The organism is Roseateles sp. GW821-FHT09G03 (assembly GCF_059416045.1).
In genome coordinates, this window is sequence record NZ_JBWKOK010000004.1 from 307190 (window position 1) to 333465 (window position 26276).

Here is a 26276-nt window from a genome sequence, read left to right on the forward strand (position 1 = left end):
GGAGACAACGATGCGCCGCAGAACCTTCACCTGCGCCGGGATAGGCGCCCTCGCCCTGCCCGCGCTCACGCCCACCGCCCTGCGCGCGGCCCCGCTGCCCACCACGCCCGTGCGGATCATCGTCGGCTTCGCCGCCGGCGGCGGCACCGACGTGCTGGCGCGCGTGCTCGCGCAGAAGCTCAGTGTCATGTGGGGCACGCAGGTGCTGGTCGAGAACAAGCCCGGCGCCACCGGCGTCATCGCCGCGGACTACGTGGCCAAGCAGCCCGCGGACGGCACCACCCTGCTGATGGCCCACGTCAACAGCAACGCCATCGCGCCGGCGCTGATGCCCAACGTCAAGTACGACCCGCGCCGCGACTTCTCGCCCATCGTCATGGTCGGCGTCACGCCCAACGTGCTGACCTGCGTGGACACGCAGAAGGTGCGCACGGTGCCGGAGATCGTCGAGCTCTGCCGCAGCAGGCCGGGCCAGGTCTCCTTCGGCTCGTCGGGCATCGGCTCGGCGCAACACCTGGCCCTCGAGATGTTCATGCTGGCCACCAAAGTCAAGGCCACGCACGTGCCCTACAAGGGATCGTCCGCGCTGCTGGTCGACCTGATGGGCGGCCAGATCGACTTCGCCTTCGACACGATGACCGCGGCCACGCCGTTCATCAAGCAGGGCAAGGTCACGGCGATCGCGCAGACACGGATCAAGCGCGCACGGAGCTACCCCAACGTCCCCACGCTGGCGGAGTCCGGTTGCCCCGGCCTGGACGCGGCGTCGTGGTACGGCCTGGTCGGTCCCAAGGGCATGCCCGCCGAGATGGTCCTGCGCATGAACCAGGACGTGAACAAGGTTCTCGCGTTGCCCGAGATCGCCGCGAAGCTCGATGAATTCGGCGCGGAAGACGCCGGCGGCAGCAGCGAGAAGTTCGGCGCCTACATCCAGGCCGAGTGCACGAAATGGGCGAAGGTCGTGAAGGACGCGAACGTCCGCGTCGAAGCCTGAAGGGAGTACCGATGACTGCATCGACTGGATCCACGCGGCCGTTGCCGCTCAAGGGCGTACGCGTCCTCGACATCAGCCAGGTCATGGCCGGCCCGTATGCCTGCATGCTGCTGGCCGACCTCGGCGCCGACGTCGTGAAGATCGAGCCGCCCGAGGGCGACCAGACGCGCGGCGCCATGGGATTCAAGATGAAGGGGCCCGACAGCATGGGCTTCCTCAACATGAACCGCAACAAGCGCAGCGTGACGCTGGACCTGAAGTCCGAGGCCGGCAAGCAGGTGCTGCACCGCATGGCCAAGGAGGCGGACATCCTCATCGAGAACTACCGGCCCGGCGCGATGAAGCGGCTGGGCATGGACTACGAGACGCTGAGCGCGATCAATCCGGCGCTGGTCTACGTGAGCATCTCGGGTTTCGGCCAGTCGGGGCCGTGGTCGGAACGGCCGGGCTTCGACCTGATGGCGCAGGCGATGTCGGGCGTGATGAGCGTGACCGGGTATGCCGACGGGCCGCCGGTGAAGGCTGGCGTGCCGGTGGCCGACATCGGCTGCGCGCTGTTCGCGGTCTACGGCGCGCTGTCCGCGTACATCGGCGCGAAGGCCACCGGGCGCGGCCAGTACGTGGATGCGTCGCTGTTCGATTCGGCGCTGGCGTTCTCGGTGTGGGACACCTGCGAGTACTGGGGCACCGGGCGTGAACCGACGCCGCTGGGAACCTCCAACCGCATGAGCGCGCCGTACCAGGCGGTGAAGGCGTCGGATGGCTACTTCGTGATGGGCGCGACGAATCAGAAACTGTGGACGAAGCTCTGCACGCTGCTGGAGCGTCCCGATCTGCTGGCGGAGGAGCGCTTCGGCTCCGTGGCCTTGCGGCTCGCGAATCGCGAAGAGCTCATCGAGTCGCTGGAACGCAGCTTCGCGCAGGACACCACCGAGCACTGGATCGACCGGATGCTCGCTGCTGGCATTCCCGCGGGTCCGATCCTCACCTACCCGCAGGCGTTCAACAGCGAGCATGGCAAGCACCGCAAGATGCGCATCGAGATCGAGCATCCGAACGAAGGCAGCGTGCCCAACATCGGCTTCGCGGTAAAGCTGCTGGGCACGCCGCAGGAAGTGCGGCATCCGCCGCCGCTGCTGGGTCAGCACATCGACGAGGTGATGGCGGAGTACGGGATCGGAGCGACGGAACTGCGCGCGCTTGCAGACGCCGGCGCCTTCGGGGAGAAGCGCGCGAAGGCGAGCGCATGAGCGAGAGCACAAGCCAAGGCACCACCCGATTGAGCCGCGAAGGCTCAATCGCCACGATCACCTTCGACCGGCCCGAGGCGCGCAATGCGATGACATGGGAGATGTACGGGCAGCTCGCGAGTCACTGCGAAGCGCTCGCGCAGGATCGGGAGATCCGCGTCGTCGTGTTCCGCGGCACGGGCGGCCAGGCGTTCGTCGCTGGCACGGACATCGCGCAGTTCCTCGCGTTCCGGGACGGCGCACTCGGCGGAGACGACGGCGTCGCCTACGAGCAGCGTATCGACCACGGCATCCAGCTCATCGAGCAACTGCCGATGCCGACGGTCGCGGTGATCGAAGGCTGGGCAGTCGGCGGCGGGCTGGCGATCGCGACGGCTTGCGACTTCCGCATCGCGACGACGGATGCCAAGTTCGCCGTGCCCATCGCGAAGACCTTGGGCAACACGCTCTCAGCCGCCAACGTCGCGCGCCTGCAGGCCGCGTGGGGGCAGCAGCGCGTGCGGCGCATGCTGCTGCTCGCCGAGTCGATCCTCGCGGACGAGGCGCTCGCGTGCGGCTATCTGCAGGCGGTCTGCGCCGCGGGCGAGCTGGACGCTGCGCGGGATGCGCTCTGCGAGCGCTTGAGCCCGCTGGCGCCGGTGACGCAGGCGGTCAGCAAGGAGATCCTGCGACGCCTCACGTCAAGCAACCTGCCCGACGTCGACGACCTGATCCGGCAGTGCTACGGCAGCGCGGACTTCCGCGAGGGCGTGGGAGCGTTCACCGAGCGGAGGAAGCCGGCGTGGCGCGGGGAATGACCTCCGCCATGAGCCACGCCCGGAACGCCGCCACCTTCGGCAGCGCCGCGCACTCTCGGCGATAGACAACGAAGTAGGCGAGTTCCGACTCGAAGGCGATCTCCGGGAAAAGCCGCACCAGACGTCCGGCATCGATGTCGTCGCGCGCCATCACGCTGCGCGCAAGCGCCACGCCGTGTCCGTCGATCGCGGCCTGCAGCACGGCGGCGGAACTGTTGATCTTCATGCCGCGTTTGGCGGACACCTCGTTCGCCCCCGCCGTGCGCAGCCAGGCCGCCCATGAAGGAAAGCCGGCGTCGGTGTCCATCGAGAGATCATGGATCAAGGTCTCGTTCGCCAAGTCGGCGGGCTTGCGGAGTCGCCCCCGCTCACGCGACAGCATCGGTGAACGCACGGGGAACACGTCCTCATCCATCAGGTGCTCCGCCGAAAGCCCTGGCCATGAGCCCTTGCCGTAACGCACGCCGACATCGATCCGCTGTGCCGCGAAGTCCACGGGCTTGAGGCTGGTGTCCAGGCGCACGTCCAGGTCGGGCCACGCGGTCTGGAAACGATCGATGCGCGGCAGCAGCCATTTCGACGCGAAGGCCGGGCTGACCGTCACCGTCAGCACGCCGCCGGTCGTGTCTTCCTTGAGCCGTGCCAGGCCCGAGGCCAAGCGATCCAGGCCCAAGCGGATGTCGGGAAGCGCGCGCTCCGCCGTCTCGGTCGGAACAAGACGAGCGCGGCCCGCGCTGCCGCGCACGAACAGCGGCGTGCCGAGCCAGTCCTCCAGCGTCCGCACGAGCTGTCCCACCGCCGCTGGCGTGACGTGGAGCTCTTCGGCAGCCACAGAGAAGCTCTGATGCCGTGCGCTGGCCTCGAAGGCCCGCAGGGCGTTCAGATGGGCAAGAGACTTCATGACGGAAAAGTTTTTCTATCTGTCAGAGACACATTATCTGATTTGCCCTCATGGTGCATTAATCAAAGAATTCTCTCCACGCGCGGTCGGCCAAGTTTTTCTTCCTGATCGCTTCGTTCACACGATTCCGCCCGCGTGCGGATGGAGAGACTTCATGAGCCAATCATTCAACGGCAAGAAGCTGCTGGTCGTCGGCGGCACCAGCGGAATGGGACTGGAGACGGCGCGCGTAGTGCTCGCGGGCGGCGGCAGTGCCGTGATCGTCGGGCATCGGCCGGATAAGACTGAGAGCGCGCGCCGGGAGCTGGCGGCGCTGGGACCGGTGGCTGCGCTGACGTCGGATCTCACGAGCGACGAGGGTCGTGCCGCGTTGATCGCGGCCATCGACACGCAGCACCGCGACATCGATCTGCTCGTCAACGCCGCCGGGGTGTTCTTCCCCAAGCCCTTCCTCGAGCACGGCGATGCCGACTACGACCAGTACATGGCGTTGAACAAGGCGTTCTTCTTCGTCACGCAGAAGGTCGCCGCCGATCTGGTCGCCGCGGGACGTCCGGGCGCGATCGTCAACATCGGATCGATGTGGGCCAAGCAGGCCATCGCGGCAACGCCGTCGTCGGCGTACTCGATGGCCAAGGCGGGACTGCATGCGCTCACGCAACACCTCGCGATGGAGCTGGCGCCCAAGGGCATCCGCGTCAACGCGGTGTCCCCGGCCGTCGTGCAGACGCCGATCTATGAAGGTTTCATCCCGAAAGACGAGATCCACGGCGCGCTGCAGGGCTTCAACGGCTTCCATCCGATCGGGCGCATCGGGACGCCGCAGGATGTGGCCGAGACCATTGCCTTCCTGTTGTCGGACAAGGCCGGCTGGGTCACTGGCGCGGTGTGGGATGTGGACGGCGGGGTGATGGCGGGAAGGAACTGAAGGCTTCGGTACTTCCACCGCCGCCGGCCCTCACCCTACCCTCTCCCGCAAGCGGGAGAGGGAGTAAGAAGGGTGGCGCCGTCAGTCGGAAATACCGAGTTCCGATTGGATGCGGGCGACGATCGCCTTCAGTTGATCCACCTCGGCGCGCAGCGCGGCGATCTCTTCGTCGCGCGCGCTGTTGGATGACGAGCTTGAGCCGGAAGAGGACGCCGACGCCACGTACACCGGCACCGCCGGCTCACCGCTCAGCAGATGCGCCCATCGCGCCTCGCGCGCGCCGGGCGCCTTCGCCAGCTTCACCGCCAGCGCCGGTTCGCGCGCCGCGAGTTCGTCGAGGAATCCCTCCACCGACGACACATCCGCAAAGCGGTGGATACGTTCGCAGTTCAGCCGCAATTCCGCCGAGGTCTGCGGACCGCGCAAGATCAGCACTGTCAGCAGCGCCTCCGCCTGCCCCGGCACGCCCAGCACCCGCTTCATGTTGTGCTCGAAACGCGCCACGCGGCTGCCGCTCACCGTGTTGACCAGGCTCATCGCCTTCAACTCGTCCAGCACCGCGGCCACATCCGACTCGCTCGCGTTCATCACCGGATCGCGCGCGGTCTTCTGGTTCACGCCCAAGGTCAGGCTGTTCAGCGACATCGGGTAGCTGTCCGGCACCGTGGACTCCTTCTCCACCAGCACCGCCAGCACGCGCGCTTCCAGCGCGCTCAGTTCTCTCACAGCCATCGGCTCGCTTCTTTCCTCAAACTCCGAATCCGTCGTCCGCCTGGATGATCGCGCCGTTGATGAAGCGGCTCTCCTTCGCACACAGCATCAGCAGCGTCGTGTCCAGGTCCTGCGGCGTGCCCACGCGCTTGCGCGGCAGCAGCTCCACCAATTTGCGTCCCTGGTCGGTCTGCCAGTGGTGGTGGTTGATCTCCGTGTCGATGTAGCCGGGGCAGATGGCGTTGACGTTGATGTCGAACTTGCCCCACTCCAGCGCCATCGCCTTGGTCATGTGGATGACGGCCGCCTTGCTCATCGCATAGACGCCGATCTGCGACAGTACCCGCAACCCCGCCATCGACGCGATGTTGACGATGCGCCCGCCCGTGTAGGTGCCCGGCGCCGCGCCGCGCGCCCGCGCCAGCATGCGCTTGCCCACTTCCTGCGCGACGAAGAACGCGCCGCGCACGTTCGTGTCCATCACGAAGTCGAAATCCTCCGGCGACACGTCGACCAGCCGCTGCGTCGTGCTGACGCCGGAGTTGTTGATCAGGATGTCCAGCGTGCCGACTTCCGTCTCCGCCCGCGCCACCGCCGCGGCGATGCTCTCCAGGTCGGTGACGTCCATCTGCACCACGTGCGCGTCGCCGCCGCCGGCCTCGATCTCCGCGCGCAAATCCTTCAGGCGGTCCACGCGTCTGGCCGCCAGCACCACGCAGGCGCCCGACTTCGCCAGGGTCTTGGCGAACTGCGCGCCCAATCCGCTGGACGCGCCCGTGACGAGGGCCACTCGGCCCTCCAGATCGATGCTGTAGCTCATGGCAAGGTCTCTCGCAAAACTTCTCGTGTGACCGGACAGGTGCCGATCACGATAGCACGCAAGACCCGCCCCACGATGATCCTCTCGCGACAGCGCCCGTCGCCGAACCGATCGCGCGCCGGATGCACGCGACGCGTGCTGCCGGCGCCCCGATGGCTGGCGAGAGGATCGCCGCGATTCAGCCTGCCATCACGGTCTCGATCTCCGTCGTCACCTGCGTCATCAGCTTGTGCACCGGACACTTCTCGGCCACGGCCAGCAGCTGCTGGCGCTCCTCGTCGCTCAGGTTGCCGACGAAGGTCAGGGACGCCTTCAGCTTGTACACGCCCTGGCGCTCCTGCGAGTTGTCGCTCTCCACGTCCACCAGCACGTCCTCCAGCGCCATGCCCTTGCGCTGTGCGTACCAGAGCACCGTCAGCGCCTTGCAGGCGCCCAGGGCGGCGTCGTAGAGCTCGTGCGGATCCGGGCCCGCGTCTTCGCCGCCGCCCGACACCGGCTGGTCCGCCGTCAGCACATGGTTGCGGATGCTCACCGTCTGGCGCATCGGACCGGTCTTGTCGCGTTGGATGTGGAGGGTCATGGGACTGTTCCGTCAGGGAGATTGAATCGCGGCCATGGTACGCGCGCGTGCCGATGACGGCGGAGCCTCCTTCGGGTCGACCCGGACGGACATCGCGCTGTCGACCCGCCTCTCTATTTCATAAATAGCACGACCGTTCTTTTTTCAGATCACGCGGCTAGAATGCGCCGCAAACCGCCCCAGCCAGACAGCGAGCCGGCCCCCGCCGATCCGCGCGTGCACGGCCAGGACTCCGACTAGAACGAGCAAGGATGACCATGACCTCCGAAGAACTCATCGCCCAGTACGGTCCGCGCGACAGCATGGACTACGACGTGGTCGTCGTCGGCGGCGGCCCCGCCGGCCTCGCGACCGCGATCCGGCTCAAGCAGATCGCCGCGGAGAAGGGCCAGGAGATCTCGGTGGTGGTGCTCGAGAAGGGCTCGGAGGCCGGCGCGCACATCCTGTCCGGCGCGGTCATGGACCCGCGCGCGATCACCGAGTTGTTCCCCAACTGGAAGGAGCTCGGCGCGCCGCTGAGCCAGCCGGTCACCGGCGACCAGGTGTTGTTCCTGAGCGAGTCCGGCCACACCGACACGCCGCAGGCGCTGATCCCCCGCTGCTTCCACAACCACGGCAACTACGTCATCTCGCTGGGCAACGTCACGAAGTGGCTGGCGCAGCAGGCCGAGGCGCTGGGCGTGGAGATCTTCGCCGGCTTCGCCGCCGCCGAGGTCGTCTACGACGAGCAGGGTCGCGTGAAGGGCGTCGCGACGGGCAACGTCGGCCTCGGCAAGGACGGCGAACCGCACGAGGGCTTCCAGCTCGGCATGGAGCTGCACGGCAAGTACACGATCTTCGCGGAGGGCGCGCGCGGCCACCTGGGCAAGCAGCTGATCGCGAAGTACCAGCTCGACGCCGGCAAGGATCCGCAGACCTACGGCATCGGCATCAAGGAGCTGTGGGAAGTGCCGGCCGACAAGGCGCAGCCCGGCCTGGTGGTGCACACGGCCGGCTGGCCGATGGACAACTCGACCTACGGCGGCGGCTTCCTGTACCACCTCGAAGGCAACAAGGTGACGCTGGGCTTCGTGGTCGGCCTCGACTACCAGAACCCGTGGCTGTCGCCCTTCGAGGAAATGCAGCGCTGGAAGACGCACCCCGCGATCCGCAAGCACATCGAAGGCGGCAAGCGCCTGGGCTACGGCGCCCGCGCGATCACCGCCGGCGGCCTGCTGAGCCTGCCCAAGCAGGTCTTCCCGGGCGGCGCGCTGGTCGGCGACGACGCCGGCTACCTGAACGCCGCGCGCATCAAGGGCAGCCATGCCGCGATCAAGTCCGGGATGATGTGCGCCGACGCCATCGCCGAGGCGCTGGCCGCGGGCCGTTCGTTCGACGAGTTGAGCGCCTACCCGGCGGCCTTCGAGAAGAGCTGGCTGCGCGAGGAGCTGGATCAATCGCGCAACTTCAAGACCTGGTTCAAGAAGGGCACGATCGTCGGCTCGCTGATGACGGGCATCGAGCAATGGCTGCTGCCCAAGCTGGGCATCAAGAGCCCGCCGTGGACGCTGCACCGCGACAAGCCCGATCACGTGTTCCTGCGTCCCGCGTCGGAGATGCCGAAGATCGAGTATCCGAAGCCGGATGGCAAGCTGACCTTCGACCGGTTGTCGTCGGTGTTCGTGTCCAACACGAACCATGAGGAGAACCAGCCGGCCCATCTGACGCTGAAGGACAACAGCGTGCCGGTGCAGGTCAACCTGGCGAAGTACGCGGGTCCGGAAGCCCGCTACTGCCCGGCCGGCGTCTACGAGTTCGTGAAGACCGACGACAACGTCGAGCGCCTGCAGATCAACGCGCAGAACTGCGTGCACTGCAAGACCTGCGACATCAAGGACCCGACGCAGAACATCGTCTGGGTCACGCCGGAAGGCGGCGGCGGGCCGAACTATGTGAGCATGTGATCGAAGGCGGCTTCAAAACCGCCTCTCCCGACGAAGAGAAGGCCCGCTTGCAGCGGGCCTTCGTGCTTCTGGTCGACGCGTCTTCGGTTCAGGATCGAATCCGATCGTTTTCGCCATGGACCTTGCGACCGTCCAATCGTCGTTGCCGCCACGTCACGATCAAGGCTTCGAGGACGAGCACAGCACAACTGGCACCGCTCACTGCGAAGAAGACTCGCGGGTTCTTGCCCTCAAACAGCACCCAGGTCACGAACGCGTTGGCGAAGATCAGCCAAGCGCAACGGAGTGGAAGCGTCTTCCATAGTCGCTTGGGTGAACGATCCCGAACCTTGCCTGCCATGCATCCTGTCCTTGCTGATTTCGAGGAGCAAGGCTACGGCGACGTCAGTTGAAGATCACTGACCCAAAGTTGCTGGGCGTGTTCGGGGAAGTCCTAGCTGGCAGGCTGAGCACTATCAGGCAAGACCTGACCCCGTGAGTGCTTGCTTGTTCAGAAGAACGAGGGACAGGAACGCCAGGCGGGACTGCGAACACTTCGGCGCTCACGCGCCCGTCAAGATTTCGCCCAGCGGCTGCGCCAAGCTCGTGCACGCCACGCCACATACTTCCAGCACGGTCAGGTAGTAGCTCAGCGCCTCGATGAACGCGTCGCGACCCAGCCCTTGCCGGTACAGGCCGACGCCGTGTTCCAGGCGCAGTTCGAAGATCTCGTAGGCGTCGGCCACGATGCGGAAGAGCGCCTCGCTCTCGACCGCACGACCGGTGCCGATCAGGATCTTGACGTTCAGCGTCCACTGTTCGCCGAACAAGAGCTTCGGTTGCGCCAGCAGGCACAGGACACCCGTGTCCAACGGGATCGACAGCGACACCAGACGCTCTTTCGCATCCCAGCGGGGCGTCATGCGGGCGGACATCTCCGGCATCAGCGCGGCGGCCAATTCGCTCATCAGCTTCACCATGCCGCGGCCTTGCACCGCTGTCTCGAGCGGAGGCGGAAGCAGGTTCGGCAAGGCCGTCGCGATAAAGGAGGTTGCCATCCGCAGGCGCTGCGGCTTCATCACGCGTTCCCGGTAGTCGTCCCAGGAATGCGTCGAGCGCCAGCGTTGCTCCGCAGGACCGATCGGCACGCTGCCCGAGATCACGCAAGGCGCGGCAAGCACTCGATCCTGACGGTCGATCCGCAAGGTCGTCGCCCCGTTCCGGATCGCATCGATCAGCGGACTGCGCGACGTGGCCCCCTCGCCTGTCGCCGGGTTGTGGATGCCGATCCAACCGAAGGCCTCGCGACGGAAGGCGGCGTCGATGGCGAGGTCGATGTCGGATTGCGGGTCCCCGTCCGATGTGGCCAGGTGGAAGGGCAGCAGGCGGTGCGACTGCAAGCCGAGGCGATCGAGCGCTCGACAGGTCTCGTCTGCGAAGCGAGGAAATCCCGCCGCCATCAATTGGCCCAATGCCAGCCGACCGTCGACTCCCAGAACCGTCCGAACCGTCATCGTTCAGAAGTACGGCTGGTAGCCGAGAAACTTCAGGCGGTCGATCTCGCCCTCAAAGGTCAGCGAGCCGATGGACTGGTTGTCGACGCAGCTCGATCGCACGTGCACGCCGAAGTAGGTCGGACTTCCGAGCATCGCGGGAATCTTCGAGAGGTCGCCGATCGTCGACGGCGTTTTGGGTTGCCTCCGGCAGAAGAAGAGATCCCGTCCCAGAACCTTCTCGTTCAGCATCGCCGTCGCCTTGGGATATACCACCGCGAACTCCGCGGGCGTCAGACCCGTGGCCGAGACGTAAGAGTCGCTGCCTGGCTCAGGACATCCGTCGACGGCGACGGCCATGTGATCGGCCAACATCCGGCCGTGGTCAGTCCAATGGCCCGTCTTCGCGTCACGCATGGCCATGATCACGCGAGTGATGCAGACCTGACCCTCTCGCCGAGCGGCGAAATGGTAGAACTCGAGCGCATCAGGTGAGCCATCGTAGACGCACGATCGTCCGACCACCGCGTCCTTCACGGGATCGCTCGCCTGGGTCATGTCGACGACCGTGCAGACGATCGATCGGGAGAGTTGGCTGGCACGCGAAGGCACTGGCATGAGCGCCATCAAGAACAGCGCAGCCACGATGAGTCGAGCGAATTGAAGCATCACGAAAGTATCCGGATGCGATCGTGACAACACGCTGAGGATTCGATGACGGCCAGGCGCTCCCATGTCTGCCGTCGCGCATCAACGCGGCGCCAGCTCCCGCACCCATCTCGCGAGGATCTGCTCCTCCAGCGAGCCATGGTGCTCCTGATGCGCCAGGATGCGCTCGCGCTCGACGGCGCTGCGGTTCTGGCTGATCTTGGCCTTCATCGTCCAGCGCTCCACCGGCACGCGGAAGCCGACGATCGCGCCCAGCATCTTGCGTTGGAAGTCTTCCGGCAGACCGCGCCATTGCGCGGCGTAGTCGGGTTCCTGCGTCGCGATGAGGCGCTTGAGCAGCGCGTCCTTCGCGTGCTCCTCGTCGATGATCTGCACGCGGCCATGGACCTGCAGGGTCAGGTAGTTCCACGTCGGCACCGACAGCGGCGTGTCGTAGTGGCTCGGCGAGATGTAAGCGCCCGGACCGTTGAACTGCACGAGCACTTCGCCCAGCTCCGGCGACTTCAGCGCGGCCACATGCGGGTTCGCGCGCGCCAGGTGGCCTTCGAGCCACCAGCCCTCGCCGTCGGCGGGATCGGTCGGCGCGCCCCAGATCATCGGCACCGGCGTCGCCGACAGGCCGTGCGTCGGATCGATCAGCATCAGCGTCGACAGCGGATGCTCCTGGATCATCAGCCGCGCATGCGACAGGTCCGGCAGGTCGAAATGCTTGGGCGTGTACATGCGATGACTTTAGGACACATCCCCGGGAGACCGCTGAAAGTTTTCCTGACCTACTCCAGTAGTCTGAAATGCATTCAGCAATCCAGAATGCAAAAACCCTCGCAGCTTGCGCTGCGAGGGTTTGCATCTGGTTGGCGGAGACGGAGGGATTCGAACCCTCGATGCAGGTTTTGCCCACATACTCCCTTAGCAGGGGAGCACCTTCGGCCACTCGGTCACGTCTCCAACCGGAGAAGCAGCGACTATAGCATGGCTTTTCGCGGCTCCAAGTGAAACGCCGGCGTCATTCCTGCATCAGGCCTCGATGTCCTGGTCCAGATCGAACGCGCGATGCAAGGCGCGCACCGCCAGCTCCATGTACTTCTCGTCGATGACGACGGAGGTCTTGATCTCGCTGGTCGTGATCATCTGGATGTTGATGCCCTCTTCCGACAGCGAGCGGAACATCTTCGACGCCACGCCCACGTGCGAGCGCATGCCGATGCCCACGATGGACACCTTGCAGATGCGCTGGTCGCCGGTCACCTTGGCGGCCTGCACCGCCGGTCCCACGACCTTCTCCAGCAACTCCATCGCGCGCTGGTAGTCGTTGCGGTGCACGGTGAACGAGAAGTCGGTCTTCCCGTCCTGCGACACGTTCTGGATGATCACGTCGACGTCGATGTTGGCGTCGGCCACCGGTCCCAGGATCTGGAACGCGATGCCGGGCTTGTCCGGCACGCCGAGCAGCGTCACCTTGGCCTCGTCGCGGTTGAAGGCAATGCCGGAGACGACGGCTTGTTCCATTTGTTCGTCCTCTTCAAAAGTGATCAGGGTGCCGGACTTGGCTTCTTCGTCGATGTCGATGTCCCAGGGCGTGAAGCTGCTCAGCACGCGCATCGGGACGCGGTACTTGCCCGCGAATTCCACCGAGCGGATCTGCAGCACCTTGGAGCCGAGCGAGGCCATCTCCAGCATCTCCTCGAAGCTGATGGTGCTCATGCGGCGCGCCTCGGGCACGACGCGCGGATCGGTCGTGTAGACGCCGTCGACGTCGGTGTAGATCAGGCACTCGTCGGCCTTGATCGCTGCGGCGATCGCCACCGCCGAGGTGTCCGAACCGCCGCGTCCCAGCGTCGTGATGTTGCGGTCCTCGTCCACGCCCTGGAAGCCGGTGATGACGACCACGCGGCCGGCGTCGAGGTCGGCCTTGACCTTGGCGTCGTCGATGCTCTCGATGCGGGCCTTGGTGTACGAGTTGTCCGTCGACACGCCGACCTGCCAGCCGGTGTAGCTGACGGCGTCCATGCCCTCGGCCTGCAGCGCGATCGCCAGCAGGCCGACGGAGACCTGCTCGCCGGTGGAGGCGATCATGTCGAGCTCGCGCATCAGCGACGGCGACGAACTGCCGGGCGACAGCTCCTTGGCCAGGCCGAGCAGGCGGTTGGTCTCGCCGCTCATCGCCGAGGGGACCACCACCATCTGGTGTCCCGCCCGCGCCCATTTGGCGACGCGCTTGGCCACGTTGCGGATGCGGTCGGTCGACCCCATCGAGGTGCCGCCGTACTTGTGAACGATCAATGCCATGGGAGTGTCAGAGGCCTGCTGCGGGTGGATCGGCGATTCTAAGACGCGCCCTTGCCCGCAACGTCGCTGCCCATGCGGGATCCGCATGCCTCGGGCACCCATCGGAGCGCCATTTGTGCTTCATCGGTGGGCGCGATCCAGCGCGCGTCGATGCCCAGACCGGGCGCGAAGAGCAGCGTTCCATCGACGTAGATCAGCGGCCCTTCCCTCTGGACAGCGGGGATTCCGGCGGTCTGCCAGCATTTCCTGAGCGCACGCGCCAGGCCTTTGGCATGCGCCTGGAACTGCTCGCCGCCTTCGCGCGGGCGCAACTCGACATTGCTGAGCGCAGAAAGCGCGACGCCCCCTGTGGTCACGGGTTCGACATGGAAAGCGCCGCCCCACGCGGCCACCGGATGAAGTCCGGGCCGGGAGAGATCCATGCACAGCCGCAGATCGTCGCCGTCGGCCGCGGCGGCGGCGACACCGAGCCCCAGCAACGATTCCGGCAGCGCCTCCGCTCGAGCGGGACTACGCACCCGCGGTGGCGCCTGCACGAAGAGCCTGCCGCGATAGAGATGCAGTTCGGTGTCGCCCAGCGGCCAACGCGCCACGGTCGCGGCCGGCGCCTCCGCCATGAGGCGGCGGACCAGCGTCGCGGGCGCGGTGCGGCCCGCCTCGCGATGCAGCCAGGCGCGCAACGCGTTCGATGCGCGCGGCGCGCTGAGCGTGCCCAACATGGATTGAGACAAGCCATCAGCCTCGGACCAGCGGGCGAGGTCTTCCTCGGCGATCTCACGCTGGAGTTCGGCCGCCTCCTGCGCCCACGCGGCGGCCTGCGCCAACGCTGCTTCCGCGCCGGGGGTCTCCGCCGTCAGCGCGGACCAGGCGGTCAATCGCAGGCGATTGCGGGCGAAGCGCGCGTCGACGTTGCTGTCGTCCTCGATGAAGCGCAGGTCGTGCTCGGCGATGTAAGCCTCGATGGACTCGCGCCGACGATCGAGCCAGGGGCGTGCCCAGCACACCCCATCGCGCCATTGCATGCGCGGCATCGCCGACAGGCCTGCCACGCCGGCGCCGCGCATCGCCTGAAGCAGGAAGGTCTCGGCCTGGTCGCGCCGATGGTGCGCCAGCAGCAGCAGGTCGGCGCCCGCTTCGAGGGTCAGGCGTTGCAGCGCCTGGTGGCGTCCGGCGCGGGCCCAGGCCTCGATGCTGTCGCCGGGTCCGGGCGCGCTGCTCAGGCGTTCATGGACCAGTGACACAGGCAGGCCTTCGGCGGCCCAGCCGTCGACCTGCGCCTGCAGATGCGCCAGCCACGCGTCGGCGTGGACGCTCAGGCCATGATGGATGTGCAACGCCACCACGCGCAGTCCGAGCGGGCGGGCTGCAACAGCGGTGGCGTGGAGGAGCGCCGTCGAATCACGGCCGCCACTGGTGGCGACCGCAATCACGCGGCGGGTCAGATCGGGTCCGGCCGGAACGCCCGGATCAATGCCGGCATCAGCGCCTGTATCGGCGCCGGGATCACCGGCTCTTGGTGTCGCTGAATCGACCATAGGCCTGCAGTCGCTCGTAGCGGCGATCCAGCAGTTCCTTGGTCTTCAGATCGGAGACTTGGCGGAGCGCATCGCCCAGCGCGCGCTTCAGGCTGGACGCCATCAGCTTGGGATCGCGGTGCGCGCCGCCGACGGGCTCGCTGACGATCTTGTCGATCAGGCCCAGTGCCTTCAGTCGGTGTGCGGTGATGCCCAGTGCTTCAGCCGCTTCAGGCGCGCGCGCGGCGGTCTTCCACAGGATCGACGCGCAGCCTTCCGGCGAGATCACCGAATAGGCCGAGAACTGCAGCATCAGCACCTGGTCGGCCACGCCGATCGCCAGCGCGCCGCCGGAGCCGCCTTCGCCGATGACCGTCGCGATGATGGGCACTTCCAGCTGCGCCATCTCGAAGATGTTGCGGCCGATCGCTTCGGACTGGCTGCGCTCTTCCGCGCCGATGCCCGGGTACGCGCCCATCGTGTCGATGAAGGTGAACACCGGCAGGCCGAACTTCTCGGCCAGCTTCAGCAGGCGCAGCGCCTTGCGGTAGCCCTCGGGACGCGGCATGCCGAAGTTGCGCAGCGTGCGCTCCTTCGCGTCGGAACCGCGCTGATGGCCGATGACCATGCAGGCCTGGCCGTTGAAGCGTGCGAGACCGCCGACGATCGCGGCGTCGTCCGCGAAGTGCCGGTCGCCGTGCAGCTCCTGGAACTCGGTGAAGACCTCCGCGCAATAGTCCAGCGTCTGCGGACGTTGCGGGTGGCGGGCGACCTGGTAGACCTGCCACGGCAGGACATTCGAATAGATGTCCTTCGTGAGCTGCAGGCTCTTCTTGCCGAGGCGGTCGATCTCTTCCGAGATGTCCACCGCGGACTCGCTCTGCACGTAGCGGAGCTCGTCGATCTTGGTTTCGAGCTCGGCGATCGGCTGCTCGAATTCGAGGAAGTGTTTCTTGCTCATTCTCAGTAATCCACGGGTAGCGGATCGAGGCTCCGCCAAATGTACCATGTGGCCACCGAGCGATACGGGGCCCAGCCCTCGCCCAGCTCTCGGGCCTCCGCGCGCGACACCGGCTCGTCGCTGAAGTAGTGCTGGCTGATGCCTTTCAGCAGTCCCAGATCGTCCAGCGGCAGCACGTTCGGCCGCATCAGGTGGAAGATCAGGAACATCTCCGCCGTCCAGCGGCCAATGCCGCGGATGGCGACCAGCTCGTCGATGATGGCTTCGTCTTCCATCTGCGCCCACTGACGCACATGGACCTGACCGGTTTCGAAATGTTGCGCCAGGTCGCAGAGGTACTCGACCTTGCGCACCGACAGACCGACGGCGCGCAACGCCGTCTTCTCCAGGCCCAGCACCTCGGTCGGCTTGATGCGGTTGGAAGGTCCCGAGGTCAGCTCGGCGAACTTGTCCCACACGCTCTGCGCCGCCTTCACGGAGATCTGCTGTCCGACGATCGAACGCGCCAGCGTCGTGAACGCGTCGCCGCGGCTCTGCAGCCGCGCCTCGCCGAATTGCGGGATCAGCTTCTTCATCACCCGGTCGCGTTTGCCCAGGTGTCTGCAAGCCTCGTCCCAATAGTCCGGGGTCACCCCGGCGGTCGCCACACGCGCCATCAGGCCTGCTCTCCCACCTTCGAAACGCGAACCCAGGCCGTGCCGGACGGGGAATCCTTCAACTCGATGCCTTGGTCGGCAAGCGACTTGCGGATGCGGTCGGCCTCGGCGAAATCGCGGCCGGCCTTGGCAGCGGCGCGCGCGGCGATCTGCGCCTCGATCGCAGCCTCGTCCAGGCCCGCGCCCGCTTGCAGGAAGGTCTTCGGCGACTGCTGCAGCACGCCCAGCACGCCGCCCAGCGCCCTCAGCAGACCGGCGTCCTGTGCGGACCGGTCACGGTTGACCTGGTTGGCCAGCTCGAACAGCACGGCCAATGCGCCAGGGGTATTGAAGTCGTCGTCCATCGCGGCCTTGAATGCCGCGGCGGGACCTTGCGCCCAATCGATGGTCACGTCCGCCGGCGCCACGGCGTCCAGCGCCGTGTACAACCGGCGCAGCGCGGTGCGCGCATCGTCCAGGCTGAGGTCGCTGAAGTTGAACGGGCTGCGGTACTGCGTGCGCAGCATGAAGAAGCGGATCGATTCGCCGTCGAACTTCTCCAGCACTTCCTGGATGGTGAAGAAGTTGCCCAGGCTCTTGGACATCTTCTCGCCGTCGATGTTCAGGAAGCCGTTGTGCAGCCAGTAGTTGACGAAGTGGCCGAAGGCGCCCTCGCTCTGCGCGATCTCGTTCTCATGGTGCGGGAACTGCAGGTCCATGCCGCCGCCGTGGATGTCGAAGCGTTCGCCCAGCAGCGCGCAGCTCATCGCCGAGCACTCGATGTGCCAGCCGGGACGGCCCTCGCCCCAGGGGCTGGCCCACTTGGCCTCGACGGGCTCCTCGGCCTTGGCCGATTTCCACAGCACGAAGTCCAGCGGATCGCGCTTGCCGTCGTCGACCGCGACGCGTTCGCCGGCGCGCAGCTGGTCCGGCGACTTGCCGCTGAGCTTGCCGTAGCCGTCGAACTTGCGCACCGCGTAGTTCACGTCGCCGCCGCCGTCGGCCTGGTAGGCCAGGCCCTTCGTTTCCAGCTTGCCGATGATGTCCAGCATCTGCGGGACGTACTCGGTGGCGCGCGGTTCATGCGTCGGCTTGGCGATGCCCAGCGCGTCGAAGTCGCGATGCATCGCGGCGATCGTGTCGCTGGTGAGCTGGCCGATCGTGATGCCGCGCTCCAGCGCGCGGCGGATGATCTTGTCGTCGATGTCGGTGATGTTGCGCACGTACGTGACGTCGAAACCGCTGGCCTGGAGCCACCGGTAGACGATGTCGAACGCGATGTTCATGCGCGCATGGCCCATGTGGCACAGGTCGTAGACCGTGATGCCGCAGACGTACATGCGGACCTTGCCCGGCTCGATCGGTTGGAAATCCTGGAGCTGGCGGTCCAGCGTGTTGTAGATGCGCAAGGAAGACATACGGGGCTCGCGCCGCACCGGCGACGGGTCGCGAGGTTCGGCGCATTCGACGGTGCGGTGCGGGTGGGCCGGGGAGCCGGCCGGGAGGCGAGCGGACGACGAGCGAGACACGAAAGCTCGCTCTAGAATGCCTGCCAGTATAGCGGCCCGACCCCATGCCAAGACTTCCTGCCCTGATCCGCTTCTGCTGTGTCGCCCTGGCGATGACCGGCGCTACCCTGACGCACGCTGCGGCGCTCGACGACGCGCAAGGTCTCTGGGCTGCCGGCAAACGCGACCAGGCGATCCAGACCGCCGAGGCCGGTCTGAAGACCACACCCGACGATCCGCGCCTGCGCTTCGCGCTGGGCACGATGCTGCTCGAGCAGCAGCAGCTCGAGCGAGCCCGCGCGCTCTTCACCAGCCTGACCGAGGACTTCCCCGACCTGGCCGATCCCTACAACAACCTGGCCGTGATCCACGCGGCGCGGGGCGAGTACGAAGCCGCGCGCCAGTCGCTGACCCGCGCCCTGGACCTGCAGCCCGACCACGCGCAGGCGCAGGAGAACATGGGCGACGTGCTGATGCGCCTGGCCCAGCAGTCCTACGAACGCGCACTGAAGCAGGCGCTCGGCGACGACACCGCGCTGAAGGTCAAGTTGCAACGTGTCACCGCGTTCAACAACGCCAAGGGCGTCCAGGCGCGATGATCCCGGGCGGCGCGCCGACGGCGCGTCGTCGAACACCGCCTTCCCCTCCCCTCACACAGACATCAGGACCATGCGGACATCCAAATTCCTGCTCGCCGCCGGCGCCGCCGTGCTGGGCTTCGCCGCGTCGCTTGCCCAGGCCCAGGTCGTCAAGCTGAGCACCACCGCCGGCGACATCAAGATCAAGCTGGACGCGGAGAAGGCGCCGAAGTCGGTCGCCAACTTCCTCGCCTACGTGAAGGCCGGCCACTACAACGGCGTGATCTTCCATCGCGTCATCGGCGACTTCATGATCCAGACCGGCGGCTACACGGCCGACCTGAAGCAGCGCCCGACGCGTCCGCCGATCCCGCTGGAGGCCGGCAACGGCCTGATGAACATCCGCGGCTCGATCGCGATGGCGCGCACCAACGATCCGAACTCGGCGACCTCGCAGTTCTTCATCAACACCGTGGACAACCCGGGGCTGGATCCGGGCTTCGCGTCCGATGGCCGCGGCTACGCCGTGTTCGGCTATGTCACCGAGGGCATGGACGTGGTCGACAAGATCCGCGCGGTGCCGACCGCGCCGTCGCCGAAGAATCCGGCGTTCCAGAACCTGCCCAACACCCCCGTCCTGATCAAGCAGGCCACCGTCGAGAAATAAGGAGTTGACGACATGAGCAAGAAAGTCGAACTGCATACCAACCATGGTCTGATCACCGTGGAACTGGATGACGCGAAGGCCCCCAAGAGCGTCGAGAACTTCCTGGCGTACGTCGCCAAGGGCCACTACGACGGCACCATCTTCCACCGCGTGATCAAGGGCTTCATGGCCCAGGGCGGCGGCTTCGAGGAAGGCATGAAGCAGAAGCCGGCCGACGCGCCGATCCAGAACGAGGCCAACAATGGCCTGAAGAACGACAAGTACACGCTGGCGATGGCGCGCACGAACGCGCCGCATTCGGCCAGCGCCCAGTTCTTCATCAACACGGTCGACAACGACTTCCTGAACTTCAAGAGCGAAAGCCCGTCGGGCTGGGGCTACGCGGTGTTCGGCAAGGTCATCGCCGGCCAGGACGTCGTGGACAAGATCGAGAAGGTCAAGACCAGCCGCTCGGGCTTCCACGACGACGTGCCGGTCGATCCGGTGATCATCGAGCGCGCCGTCGCGGTCGAGTGAGTCCCGGGTCCGCCGTCCTTCCGCTGCCCCGCGCGGTGGTGCCGCTGGTACCGCTGCGGGCGGCGGCAGGCTGGCGGCGGATCGACCTGCTGTCCGACCTGCACCTGTCGCCGGACATGCCGGCGACGTTGGCGCGATTCCGCGCCCACCTGGCGGCCACGCCGGCCGATGCGATCTTCCTGCTCGGCGACATCTTCGAGGCCTGGATCGGCGACGACGCGCGCTGGCAGGCCGGGACCTTCGAGCAGTTCGCGCTCGATCTGCTGCGCGATGTCTCGTCGCGCAAGACCCTCTTCTTCATGCATGGCAACCGCGACTTCGCGCTGGGCGAGGCGATGGCGGCGGATGCCGGCATGCGGCTGCTGAACGATCCGACACGGCTGGAGGCGTTCGGGCGCTCCTGGCTGCTGAGCCATGGCGATCAGCTCTGTCTGGGCGACGTCGGCTACCTGAAGGCCCGCGCGATCGTGCGCCGGCCCGATGTGCTGGCAGCGCTGCGGGCGATGCCACTCTTCGCGCGACGCGCACTGGCGCGGCATCTGCGCGCAAAGAGCCGGATGCATCAGACCGATCCTTCCACCTGGGCGGACGTCGATGACGACGCGGCGCGCTCATGGCTGCGCGCGTCGGGCTGCGACACGCTGATCCACGGTCACACGCACCGACCCGCGACGCACGATCTCGGCAACGGGCTCACGCGCGCCGTGCTGTCCGATTGGGACTACGACCATGTCGGCCAGGGTTCCGGGCGCGGCGATGTCTTCGTGCTGGACACCGACGGCCTGCGCCGGATCGCCCCGATGACCTCGGCGACCGAGGTTGCCCTCGGCGCATGATCGGCGGTCTGCTTCAACGCTGGCGCGAACGCCGCGAGCGCAAGCTGCTCGACCAGTTCGCGATTCCCGACCCACTGTGGGAGCTCACACTCACGCAGTACCCCTTCATCGCCCGTCGCAGCGAGGCGGACCGCGCCGAGCTGCGCCGGCTGTGCTCGCTCTTCCTGGCGGCGAAGGAATTCCACGGCGTCAACGGCTTCGAGGTCACCGACGAGGTCGCGGTGGCGGTGGCCGCGCAAGCCTGCCTGCCGGTGCTGCGTCTGGGGCTCGAGTGGTATGACGGCTTCGTCGGCATCGTCATGCACGAGGGCGAGGTCGTCGCCGCGCGCGAGACGATGGACGAGGACGGCGTCGTCCACGAATACGACGAGACACTGGCCGGCGAGGCGATGGAAGGCGGGCCGCTGATGCTCGCCTGGAGCGAGATCGCGCCCGAAGCCGCCGATCGCGTCGAGGGTCACGACTCCGTCTACAACGTCGTGATCCACGAGTTCGCGCACGTGCTCGACATGCGAGACGGCGAACCCGACGGGGCGCCGACCATCGACGATCCGACGCTGCGCCAGCAGTGGGGTGCGACGATGGAAGCGGAGTGGCACTGGTTCTGCGATCAGGTCGACGCGGGCGTCGCGACGCTCATCGATCCCTATGGCGCGGAAGCGCCCGAGGAGTTCTTCGCCGTCGCGGTCGAGGCCTTCTTCGTCGCGCCGCGCGAGCTGCTCGTCGAACAGCCCCGGCTCTATCGGCTGCTCGCCGGGTTCTTCAGGCAAGACCCGGCACTCGAAGACTGAGCACCATCGGGAGAGCCCGGGCCCCGTCTCCTCCGTCTCCCTCCTTTGTCGGCCGCCCCGGCCGACAAATTCCCTCCTTAAGCTGCGGAGACGGGGCCCGGGCTCTCCCGATGCGAAACAGCGAGGTCCGCACCAATGAAAAAGCCCGCGTGAGCGGGCTTTGGGGTCAGGCGTTGCCGGGGTCAGTCCGCCGTGGCCGGCTCGGACTTGGGCTTGTTGTCCTTCTTGTTGGGCGTGATGTCCAACAGGACCTCGCCCTTGTCGTCGACGTCGACGCTGAGGCGGCCGCCGTCGATCAGGCGACCGAACAGCAGTTCGTCGGCCAGGGCACGACGAATCGTGTCCTGGATCAGGCGCTGCATCGGGCGGGCGCCCATCTGCGGATCGAAGCCCTTGGCGGCGAGATGCTTGCGCAGCGCGTCGCTGAAGGTGACCTCGACCTTCTTCTCGGCCAGCTGGCTTTCGAGCTGCAGCAGGAACTTGTCCACCACCCGCAGGATGATGTCCTCGTTCAGCGCGCCGAAGTTGACGATCGCGTCGAGACGGTTGCGGAACTCCGGCGTGAACAGGCGCTTGATGTCGGCCATTTCGTCGCCTTGCTCGCGCTTGGTCGTGAAGCCGATCGTCGACTTGTTCATCGCCTCGGCGCCCGCGTTCGTGGTCATGATGATGATCACGTTGCGGAAGTCGGCCTTGCGTCCGTTGTTGTCCGTCAGCGTGCCGTGGTCCATGACCTGCAGCAGCACGTTGAAGACGTCCGGATGCGCCTTCTCGATCTCGTCGAGCAGCAGCACCGAGTGCGGCTTCTTCGTGATCGCCTCGGTCAGCAGACCGCCCTGGTCGAAGCCCACGTAGCCCGGAGGCGCGCCGATCAGGCGGCTGACGGCGTGACGCTCCATGTACTCGGACATGTCGAAGCGGATCAGCTCGATGCCCAGGATGTAGGCCAGCTGCTTCGCGACTTCCGTCTTGCCCACGCCCGTCGGGCCGCTGAACAGGAAGGAGCCGATCGGCTTGTCCGGCTTGCCCAGGCCCGAGCGCGCCATCTTGATGGCCGCAGCCAAGGCATCGATGGACGGATCCTGGCCGAAGACGACGCTCTTGAGGTCGCGGTCCAGGCTCTTGAGCTTGCCACGATCGTCCGACGACACCGAGGCCGGCGGGATGCGCGCGATCTTGGCGACGATGTCCTCGACCTCCGCGCGGGTGATCGTCTTCTTCTGCTTGCTCTTCGGGAGCACGCGTTGCGCGGCACCGGCCTCGTCGATGACGTCGATCGCCTTGTCGGGCAGGTGACGGTCATTGATGTACTTGGCCGAGAGCTCCGCCGCCGCCTGCAGCGCGGTCAGCGCGTACTTGACGCTGTGGTGCTCCTCGAAGCGCGACTTCAGGCCCTTGAGGATCTCGACGGTCTGGTCGACGGTCGGCTCGACCACGTCGATCTTCTGGAAGCGCCGCGACAGCGCCGCGTCCTTCTCGAAGATGCCGCGGTACTCGCTGAAGGTGGTCGCGCCGATGCACTTCAGCTGACCCGACGACAGTGCCGGCTTCAGCAGGTTGCTCGCGTCCAGCGTGCCGCCCGACGCCGCGCCGGCGCCGATCAGGGTGTGGATCTCGTCGATGAAGAGGATCGCGCCGGGCTGGTCCTTCAGCTGCTTGATCACCGCCTTGAGGCGCTGCTCGAAGTCGCCGCGGTACTTGGTGCCCGCCAGCAGCGCGCCCATGTCCAGCGAATAGACCACCGCCTCGGCCAGCACGTCGGGCACCTGGCCCTCGGTGATGCGCCAGGCCAGGCCCTCGGCGATCGCGGTCTTGCCCACGCCGGCCTCGCCGACCAGCAGCGGGTTGTTCTTGCGGCGGCGGCACAGCACCTGCACCACGCGCTCGACCTCGAGCTCGCGGCCGATCAGCGGATCGATCTTGCCGTCGCGGGCCAGCTGGTTGAGGTTCTGGGTGAACTGCTCGAGCGGACTGCCCTTGCCGCCGCCCTGGCCCTGCCCGCCCTCGCCTTCCTCGCGCTCGGACTCGCCGCCGCTGCCTTCCGGACCCTTCGGGGGCTCGGGCGGCTCGCTCTTCTTGATGCCGTGGGCGATGAAGTTCACGACGTCCAGGCGCGTCACGCCCTGCTGGTGCAGGTAGTAGACGGCGTGGGAGTCCTTCTCGCCGAAGATCGCGACCAGCACGTTGGCGCCGGTCACTTCCTTCTTGCCGTTGCCGGTCGACTGGACGTGCATGATCGCGCGCTGGATCACGCGCTGGAATCCCAGCGTGGGCTGAGTGTCCACCTCGTCGGTGCCGCCGACGGTCGGCGTGTTCTCCTTGATGAACTGCGCAAGCGACTTGCGCAGGTCCTCGATATTCGCTGCGCATGCGCGCAGCACCTCTGCCGCGGACGGGTTGTCCAGCAGCGCCATCAGCAGGTGTTCCACGGTGATGAACTCGTGGCGCTGCTGGCGCGCTTCGACAAACGCCATGTGCAGGCTGACTTCAAGCTCTTGCGCAATCATGCGGCCTCCATAATGCACTGCAGGGGGTGACCGGCGCGCCGTGCGGCCGCCAGCACCATTTCGACCTTGGTGGCCGCGACGTCCTTGGTGAAAACACCGCAGACGCCACGACCGTCGTGATGGATCTTCAACATGATCTGGGTGGCCGTATCCAGGTCATGGCGGAAGTACTCCTGCAAGACCATCACCACAAACTCCATCGGTGTGAAGTCGTCATTGAGCATCAGCACCTGATACAGGCGCGGGGGCTCCGTCTTCTGAGCGACACGCTCCAGCGTGGTCGAATTCCCACCGTCCTCCGGACCCGGCGGCTGAGGGCCGGGCGGTGGTCCCGCGGGTGGGGGCTGTTGGGCAAACAATGGCATGAACCGATTCTATAAACAGCGGGAGCACCCTACATGGGGACAGGCTTCCGCCTGTCAATGCCCCGAGTTTGTCACCTTCGCGGCTCCGTACCCCGGGGAGTTCCTCAATTGACACTGACTTGACACGGATTTGAGAATCCGCCCCGGTGCGAGAAAGACACCGGGATGGAGAAGAACATGGCAACAGGCACGGTCAAGTGGTTCAACGATGCCAAAGGGTTTGGCTTCATTGAGCCCGAACAAGGCGGAGGCGACGTTTTCGCGCACTTCTCAGCCATTCAGATGGACGGCTTCCGGACGCTCAAGCAGGGCGGCAAGGTGAGCTACGAGCTGGTGCAAGGCCCCAAGGGCCAGCTGGCGCAGAACATCCGTCCGCTGGACGGCGGCGATGGCTCGGACGTCCCCCTGGACGCGCCGATCGGGATGCCGCTGATGGCGGACACCCACGCGGGGCAGCAGGCGGCGGCTTGAACATTCGCCGCTGATCTTCCTCGCACACAAGAAAGCCCGCGCAAGCGGGCTTTCTGCATTGCGGCCGCCAGATGCCAAGCCGCGTGACGACACGCAACGCTGTGGTCAAGAGGAAACAGCAGTCACGAATCGGTCAAGGAATCGATCGAGGGGTCGCACGGCAAGCCGGCCGATGCCCGGGACCGAGTCCCTCGCCGTCAACGCACGCCAGCAAACATGCCGCGTTCGTCGGAGAACACGATCTCCACACGCCGGTTCTGCTGACGTCCGGCGGCGTTGGCATTGGAGGCCACCGGTCGCGCTTCCCCATTGCCGCGGACATCGATCCGCTCGGCCGTGACGCCGCGCTTCACCAGCGCATCCCGCACCGACTCCGCGCGAGCGCGGGACAGGGCGAGGTTGGCTTCCGCTCCTCCGGTGCTGTCGGTGAAGCCCTCGATCAGGATGCGGCGTTCCGGGTGGTTGCGCAGCGCCGAGGACAGGGTGTCCAGGCGGCTGTAGGCGCCCTCCTTCAACGTCGCCCTGCCAGTGTCGAACAGGACGTCCTGCAGCATGACGACAAGGCCCTGCGGCGTCGGCTTGGCCTGGATCTCGGCGAGCTCACGCTGAAGTCGGTTGGCGCGATCGGAGGCCGCGATCGCCGCCGCTTCAGCGGTGGCCGCCTGGCCCTGCGCCACCTGAGCCTGGCCTTGCGCGACCTGGGCCTGGCGGGTGCGGACCTCGGCGCGCATGCGCTCGCGTTCGAGCCCGGCCGATTCGACCTTCGCGTCGGCGGCGCGTGCGGCCCCGAGGTTCAGCGCGGTCTGCGCGCGCTGGGAAGCGACCGTGGCGGCGCTGTCCACCTCGGACGGGTCCTTGCGTTCCCGCCAAGCGAAGTCGGCGCGGTCCAGGGACTCCCTGGCCTTCGCGAGTTCCGTCGAGGCATAGCGGCTGGTGTTGGGGTCACTGCTGGCCTGCGAGTAATCGCGCTTGGCCGCCTCCAGGCCCGCGTGCGGGACAGGGACGGACGAGCAGGCGGCCAGCGCCAGGGCCGTGAGTCCGCCGGCGATATTCCAGTATCGATTCATGGTGTCTCCTTGGAGTGGAAGTCGCTGACGGGTCAACGGGCAGGCGCGGCCGATGCCGGGCCTCGATTGAGTTCCTCACGCAGCGTGGAGAGGCTGCGATCCAGTTCGGCGGCGGCCTTCTCCGAACGGTCGCGCGCGGACTTGGATCTCGCCAGCGCGGCGGAGGCCTCGGCCTCGTCGGCCTTGCGGCGCGCGAGCGCGTGGTCGCCCTTCTTCTGGGCGTCCTGGGCTTCCGCCAGACGCGCGCGGGCCACGACGAGATCGGGTGAATCGCCGGCGCCGATGCTGGTCTGCGCGGCTTCGAGGGCGCCGCGGCTTTCGCCGAGCTGGGAGGCGGTCTCGACCTTGTTGGTCGAGCAGCCGGTCAGCGCGACGGCGGCAAAAACGCCGGCGACGATGAGGACGCTCCTGGAGAAGGGTTGGTGTCGCATGAACAGTCCTTTGATGTCTGGATGTCCATGGACTGGCAAGCGCGGGTCCCGCACCGCCCAGGAATGAAAAAACCC

The 26276-nt window shown here is 66.7% G+C and carries 28 protein-coding genes and 1 tRNA gene; 11 read left to right on the forward strand and 18 right to left on the reverse strand.

Features of this window, described 5'->3' with window-relative positions; translation table 11 throughout:
• Window positions 1-10: 10 nt before the first annotated feature.
• Genes AC07OZ_RS16845 through AC07OZ_RS16855 form a run of 3 tightly spaced genes read left to right on the forward strand, consistent with a single transcriptional unit; the run spans window position 11 to window position 3041 of the window.
• Window positions 11-994: a Bug family tripartite tricarboxylate transporter substrate binding protein gene (locus AC07OZ_RS16845; protein ID WP_495468244.1), complete on the forward strand. Its 984-nt coding sequence runs from the start codon at window positions 11-13 to the stop codon at window positions 992-994.
• Window positions 995-1005: 11 nt separating this feature from the next.
• Complete coding sequence (locus AC07OZ_RS16850; protein WP_495468245.1) at window positions 1006-2244, forward strand: CaiB/BaiF CoA transferase family protein; 1239 nt, start codon at window positions 1006-1008, stop codon at window positions 2242-2244.
• Window positions 2241-3041, forward strand: a complete 801-nt coding sequence (locus AC07OZ_RS16855; RefSeq protein WP_495468246.1) for an enoyl-CoA hydratase/isomerase family protein — start codon at window positions 2241-2243, stop codon at window positions 3039-3041. Before AC07OZ_RS16850 ends, AC07OZ_RS16855 begins: the two co-directional genes overlap by 4 nt.
• On the opposite strand, the gene gcvA is transcribed toward AC07OZ_RS16855, so the two are convergent.
• The gene (gene gcvA, locus AC07OZ_RS16860) at window positions 3004-3942 is read right to left on the reverse strand and encodes a transcriptional regulator GcvA (RefSeq protein WP_495468247.1); all 939 of its coding nucleotides are present in this window, start codon (window positions 3940-3942) and stop codon (window positions 3004-3006) included. The genes AC07OZ_RS16855 and gcvA overlap by 38 nt on opposite strands.
• 154 nt (window positions 3943-4096) lie before the next feature.
• Here gcvA and AC07OZ_RS16865 point away from each other — a divergent pair, with 154 nt between their 5' ends.
• The gene (locus AC07OZ_RS16865) at window positions 4097-4870 is read left to right on the forward strand and encodes an SDR family NAD(P)-dependent oxidoreductase (protein WP_495468248.1); all 774 of its coding nucleotides are present in this window, start codon (window positions 4097-4099) and stop codon (window positions 4868-4870) included.
• Window positions 4871-4951: 81 nt separating this feature from the next.
• Here AC07OZ_RS16865 and AC07OZ_RS16870 read toward each other — a convergent pair whose 3' ends face one another.
• From AC07OZ_RS16870 to AC07OZ_RS16880, 3 genes are all read right to left on the reverse strand, one after another.
• Complete coding sequence (locus tag AC07OZ_RS16870; RefSeq protein WP_495468249.1) at window positions 4952-5602, reverse strand: YceH family protein; 651 nt, start codon at window positions 5600-5602, stop codon at window positions 4952-4954.
• 16 nt (window positions 5603-5618) lie between these two features.
• Window positions 5619-6401 (reverse strand): SDR family oxidoreductase, encoded by a 783-nt coding sequence (locus AC07OZ_RS16875; RefSeq protein WP_495468250.1) that lies wholly within the window; start codon window positions 6399-6401, stop codon window positions 5619-5621.
• 178 nt (window positions 6402-6579) lie between these two features.
• The gene (locus AC07OZ_RS16880) at window positions 6580-6981 is read right to left on the reverse strand and encodes an OsmC family protein (RefSeq protein ID WP_495468251.1); all 402 of its coding nucleotides are present in this window, start codon (window positions 6979-6981) and stop codon (window positions 6580-6582) included.
• Between the two features lie 257 nt (window positions 6982-7238).
• On the opposite strand from AC07OZ_RS16880, the gene AC07OZ_RS16885 reads away from it, so the two are divergent.
• Window positions 7239-8924, forward strand: a complete 1686-nt coding sequence (locus AC07OZ_RS16885) for an electron transfer flavoprotein-ubiquinone oxidoreductase (protein WP_495468547.1) — start codon at window positions 7239-7241, stop codon at window positions 8922-8924.
• A gap of 88 nt (window positions 8925-9012) precedes the next feature.
• Here the strand turns inward: AC07OZ_RS16885 and AC07OZ_RS16890 are convergent, their stop codons facing one another.
• From AC07OZ_RS16890 to cysS, 10 genes are all read right to left on the reverse strand, one after another.
• Window positions 9013-9264 (reverse strand): hypothetical protein, encoded by a 252-nt coding sequence (locus AC07OZ_RS16890; RefSeq protein ID WP_495468252.1) that lies wholly within the window; start codon window positions 9262-9264, stop codon window positions 9013-9015.
• A gap of 202 nt (window positions 9265-9466) precedes the next feature.
• Window positions 9467-10303, reverse strand: coding sequence for a hypothetical protein (locus tag AC07OZ_RS16895; protein ID WP_495468253.1), 837 nt, complete (start codon window positions 10301-10303; stop codon window positions 9467-9469).
• Window positions 10304-10420: 117 nt separating this feature from the next.
• On the reverse strand, window positions 10421-11065 hold the full coding sequence (locus AC07OZ_RS16900) for a hypothetical protein (RefSeq protein ID WP_495468254.1): 645 nt from the start codon (window positions 11063-11065) through the stop codon (window positions 10421-10423).
• An 81-nt stretch (window positions 11066-11146) separates the two neighbouring features.
• Window positions 11147-11788, reverse strand: a complete 642-nt coding sequence (locus AC07OZ_RS16905) for an FMN-binding negative transcriptional regulator (protein ID WP_495468255.1) — start codon at window positions 11786-11788, stop codon at window positions 11147-11149.
• Between the two features lie 132 nt (window positions 11789-11920).
• Window positions 11921-12013, reverse strand: a tRNA-Ser gene (locus AC07OZ_RS16910).
• Window positions 12014-12082: 69 nt separating this feature from the next.
• Window positions 12083-13354, reverse strand: a complete 1272-nt coding sequence (locus AC07OZ_RS16915) for an aspartate kinase (RefSeq protein ID WP_067269429.1) — start codon at window positions 13352-13354, stop codon at window positions 12083-12085.
• Window positions 13355-13392: 38 nt separating this feature from the next.
• Window positions 13393-14784 (reverse strand): tRNA lysidine(34) synthetase TilS, encoded by a 1392-nt coding sequence (gene tilS, locus AC07OZ_RS16920; RefSeq protein ID WP_495468256.1) that lies wholly within the window; start codon window positions 14782-14784, stop codon window positions 13393-13395.
• 73 nt (window positions 14785-14857) lie between these two features.
• Complete coding sequence (locus tag AC07OZ_RS16925) at window positions 14858-15829, reverse strand: acetyl-CoA carboxylase carboxyltransferase subunit alpha (RefSeq protein WP_495468257.1); 972 nt, start codon at window positions 15827-15829, stop codon at window positions 14858-14860.
• A gap of 2 nt (window positions 15830-15831) precedes the next feature.
• Window positions 15832-16485: a DNA-3-methyladenine glycosylase family protein gene (locus AC07OZ_RS16930; protein ID WP_495468258.1), complete on the reverse strand. Its 654-nt coding sequence runs from the start codon at window positions 16483-16485 to the stop codon at window positions 15832-15834.
• Window positions 16485-17882 carry a cysteine--tRNA ligase gene (gene cysS / locus AC07OZ_RS16935; protein WP_495468259.1) on the reverse strand — a complete coding sequence of 466 codons (1398 nt, stop codon included), beginning with the start codon at window positions 17880-17882 and terminating at the stop codon, window positions 16485-16487. Before cysS ends, AC07OZ_RS16930 begins: the two co-directional genes overlap by 1 nt.
• A 155-nt stretch (window positions 17883-18037) precedes the next feature.
• On the opposite strand from cysS, the gene AC07OZ_RS16940 reads away from it, so the two are divergent.
• The 5 genes from AC07OZ_RS16940 to AC07OZ_RS16960 all read left to right on the forward strand — a co-directional run bounded on the left by AC07OZ_RS16940 (window position 18038) and on the right by AC07OZ_RS16960 (window position 21360).
• Window positions 18038-18571, forward strand: a complete 534-nt coding sequence (locus AC07OZ_RS16940) for a tetratricopeptide repeat protein (RefSeq protein ID WP_495468260.1) — start codon at window positions 18038-18040, stop codon at window positions 18569-18571.
• A 70-nt stretch (window positions 18572-18641) separates the two neighbouring features.
• On the forward strand, window positions 18642-19217 hold the full coding sequence (locus tag AC07OZ_RS16945) for a peptidylprolyl isomerase (protein ID WP_495468261.1): 576 nt from the start codon (window positions 18642-18644) through the stop codon (window positions 19215-19217).
• 12 nt (window positions 19218-19229) lie between these two features.
• Window positions 19230-19733 carry a peptidylprolyl isomerase gene (locus AC07OZ_RS16950; protein WP_495468262.1) on the forward strand — a complete coding sequence of 168 codons (504 nt, stop codon included), beginning with the start codon at window positions 19230-19232 and terminating at the stop codon, window positions 19731-19733.
• Window positions 19730-20569 (forward strand): UDP-2,3-diacylglucosamine diphosphatase, encoded by an 840-nt coding sequence (locus AC07OZ_RS16955; RefSeq protein WP_495468263.1) that lies wholly within the window; start codon window positions 19730-19732, stop codon window positions 20567-20569. The genes AC07OZ_RS16950 and AC07OZ_RS16955 overlap by 4 nt, the downstream gene beginning before the upstream one ends.
• Window positions 20566-21360 (forward strand): M90 family metallopeptidase, encoded by a 795-nt coding sequence (locus AC07OZ_RS16960; protein ID WP_495468264.1) that lies wholly within the window; start codon window positions 20566-20568, stop codon window positions 21358-21360. The genes AC07OZ_RS16955 and AC07OZ_RS16960 overlap by 4 nt, the downstream gene beginning before the upstream one ends.
• 182 nt (window positions 21361-21542) lie before the next feature.
• On the opposite strand, the gene clpA is transcribed toward AC07OZ_RS16960, so the two are convergent.
• Both clpA and clpS read right to left on the reverse strand, forming a co-directional pair.
• Window positions 21543-23867, reverse strand: a complete 2325-nt coding sequence (clpA, locus tag AC07OZ_RS16965) for an ATP-dependent Clp protease ATP-binding subunit ClpA (protein WP_495468265.1) — start codon at window positions 23865-23867, stop codon at window positions 21543-21545.
• Window positions 23864-24232, reverse strand: coding sequence for an ATP-dependent Clp protease adapter ClpS (gene clpS, locus AC07OZ_RS16970; protein ID WP_088405224.1), 369 nt, complete (start codon window positions 24230-24232; stop codon window positions 23864-23866). The genes clpA and clpS overlap by 4 nt, the downstream gene beginning before the upstream one ends.
• A 177-nt stretch (window positions 24233-24409) precedes the next feature.
• Between clpS and AC07OZ_RS16975 the strand changes: the two genes are divergently transcribed.
• Complete coding sequence (locus AC07OZ_RS16975) at window positions 24410-24703, forward strand: cold-shock protein (RefSeq protein ID WP_495468548.1); 294 nt, start codon at window positions 24410-24412, stop codon at window positions 24701-24703.
• A 197-nt stretch (window positions 24704-24900) separates the two neighbouring features.
• On the opposite strand, the gene AC07OZ_RS16980 is transcribed toward AC07OZ_RS16975, so the two are convergent.
• Window positions 24901-25770 (reverse strand): OmpA family protein, encoded by an 870-nt coding sequence (locus tag AC07OZ_RS16980; RefSeq protein WP_495468266.1) that lies wholly within the window; start codon window positions 25768-25770, stop codon window positions 24901-24903.
• A 32-nt stretch (window positions 25771-25802) separates the two neighbouring features.
• Complete coding sequence (locus AC07OZ_RS16985) at window positions 25803-26201, reverse strand: hypothetical protein (RefSeq protein ID WP_495468267.1); 399 nt, start codon at window positions 26199-26201, stop codon at window positions 25803-25805.
• Window positions 26202-26276 lie beyond the last annotated feature (75 nt).

What these genes read in the sequence shown, in the direction of transcription:
- AC07OZ_RS16845 (WP_495468244.1), top strand. Translation starts at nt 11, where the DNA reads ATGCGCCGCAGAACCTTCACCTGCGCCGGGATAGGCGCCCTCGCCCTG.
- AC07OZ_RS16850 (WP_495468245.1), top strand. Translation starts at nt 1,006, where the DNA reads ATGACTGCATCGACTGGATCCACGCGGCCGTTGCCGCTCAAGGGCGTA.
- AC07OZ_RS16855 (WP_495468246.1), top strand. Translation starts at nt 2,241, where the DNA reads ATGAGCGAGAGCACAAGCCAAGGCACCACCCGATTGAGCCGCGAAGGC.
- gcvA (WP_495468247.1), bottom strand. Translation starts at nt 3,942, where the DNA reads ATGAAGTCTCTTGCCCATCTGAACGCCCTGCGGGCCTTCGAGGCCAGC.
- AC07OZ_RS16865 (WP_495468248.1), top strand. Translation starts at nt 4,097, where the DNA reads ATGAGCCAATCATTCAACGGCAAGAAGCTGCTGGTCGTCGGCGGCACC.
- AC07OZ_RS16870 (WP_495468249.1), bottom strand. Translation starts at nt 5,602, where the DNA reads ATGGCTGTGAGAGAACTGAGCGCGCTGGAAGCGCGCGTGCTGGCGGTG.
- AC07OZ_RS16875 (WP_495468250.1), bottom strand. Translation starts at nt 6,401, where the DNA reads ATGAGCTACAGCATCGATCTGGAGGGCCGAGTGGCCCTCGTCACGGGC.
- AC07OZ_RS16880 (WP_495468251.1), bottom strand. Translation starts at nt 6,981, where the DNA reads ATGACCCTCCACATCCAACGCGACAAGACCGGTCCGATGCGCCAGACG.
- AC07OZ_RS16885 (WP_495468547.1), top strand. Translation starts at nt 7,239, where the DNA reads ATGACCTCCGAAGAACTCATCGCCCAGTACGGTCCGCGCGACAGCATG.
- AC07OZ_RS16890 (WP_495468252.1), bottom strand. Translation starts at nt 9,264, where the DNA reads ATGGCAGGCAAGGTTCGGGATCGTTCACCCAAGCGACTATGGAAGACG.
- AC07OZ_RS16900 (WP_495468254.1), bottom strand. Translation starts at nt 11,065, where the DNA reads ATGCTTCAATTCGCTCGACTCATCGTGGCTGCGCTGTTCTTGATGGCG.
- AC07OZ_RS16905 (WP_495468255.1), bottom strand. Translation starts at nt 11,788, where the DNA reads ATGTACACGCCCAAGCATTTCGACCTGCCGGACCTGTCGCATGCGCGG.
- AC07OZ_RS16915 (WP_067269429.1), bottom strand. Translation starts at nt 13,354, where the DNA reads ATGGCATTGATCGTTCACAAGTACGGCGGCACCTCGATGGGGTCGACC.
- AC07OZ_RS16925 (WP_495468257.1), bottom strand. Translation starts at nt 15,829, where the DNA reads ATGAGCAAGAAACACTTCCTCGAATTCGAGCAGCCGATCGCCGAGCTC.
- AC07OZ_RS16930 (WP_495468258.1), bottom strand. Translation starts at nt 16,485, where the DNA reads ATGGCGCGTGTGGCGACCGCCGGGGTGACCCCGGACTATTGGGACGAG.
- cysS (WP_495468259.1), bottom strand. Translation starts at nt 17,882, where the DNA reads ATGTCTTCCTTGCGCATCTACAACACGCTGGACCGCCAGCTCCAGGAT.
- AC07OZ_RS16940 (WP_495468260.1), top strand. Translation starts at nt 18,038, where the DNA reads ATGCCAAGACTTCCTGCCCTGATCCGCTTCTGCTGTGTCGCCCTGGCG.
- AC07OZ_RS16945 (WP_495468261.1), top strand. Translation starts at nt 18,642, where the DNA reads ATGCGGACATCCAAATTCCTGCTCGCCGCCGGCGCCGCCGTGCTGGGC.
- AC07OZ_RS16950 (WP_495468262.1), top strand. Translation starts at nt 19,230, where the DNA reads ATGAGCAAGAAAGTCGAACTGCATACCAACCATGGTCTGATCACCGTG.
- AC07OZ_RS16960 (WP_495468264.1), top strand. Translation starts at nt 20,566, where the DNA reads ATGATCGGCGGTCTGCTTCAACGCTGGCGCGAACGCCGCGAGCGCAAG.
- clpA (WP_495468265.1), bottom strand. Translation starts at nt 23,867, where the DNA reads ATGATTGCGCAAGAGCTTGAAGTCAGCCTGCACATGGCGTTTGTCGAA.
- clpS (WP_088405224.1), bottom strand. Translation starts at nt 24,232, where the DNA reads ATGCCATTGTTTGCCCAACAGCCCCCACCCGCGGGACCACCGCCCGGC.
- AC07OZ_RS16975 (WP_495468548.1), top strand. Translation starts at nt 24,410, where the DNA reads ATGGCAACAGGCACGGTCAAGTGGTTCAACGATGCCAAAGGGTTTGGC.
- AC07OZ_RS16980 (WP_495468266.1), bottom strand. Translation starts at nt 25,770, where the DNA reads ATGAATCGATACTGGAATATCGCCGGCGGACTCACGGCCCTGGCGCTG.
- AC07OZ_RS16985 (WP_495468267.1), bottom strand. Translation starts at nt 26,201, where the DNA reads ATGCGACACCAACCCTTCTCCAGGAGCGTCCTCATCGTCGCCGGCGTT.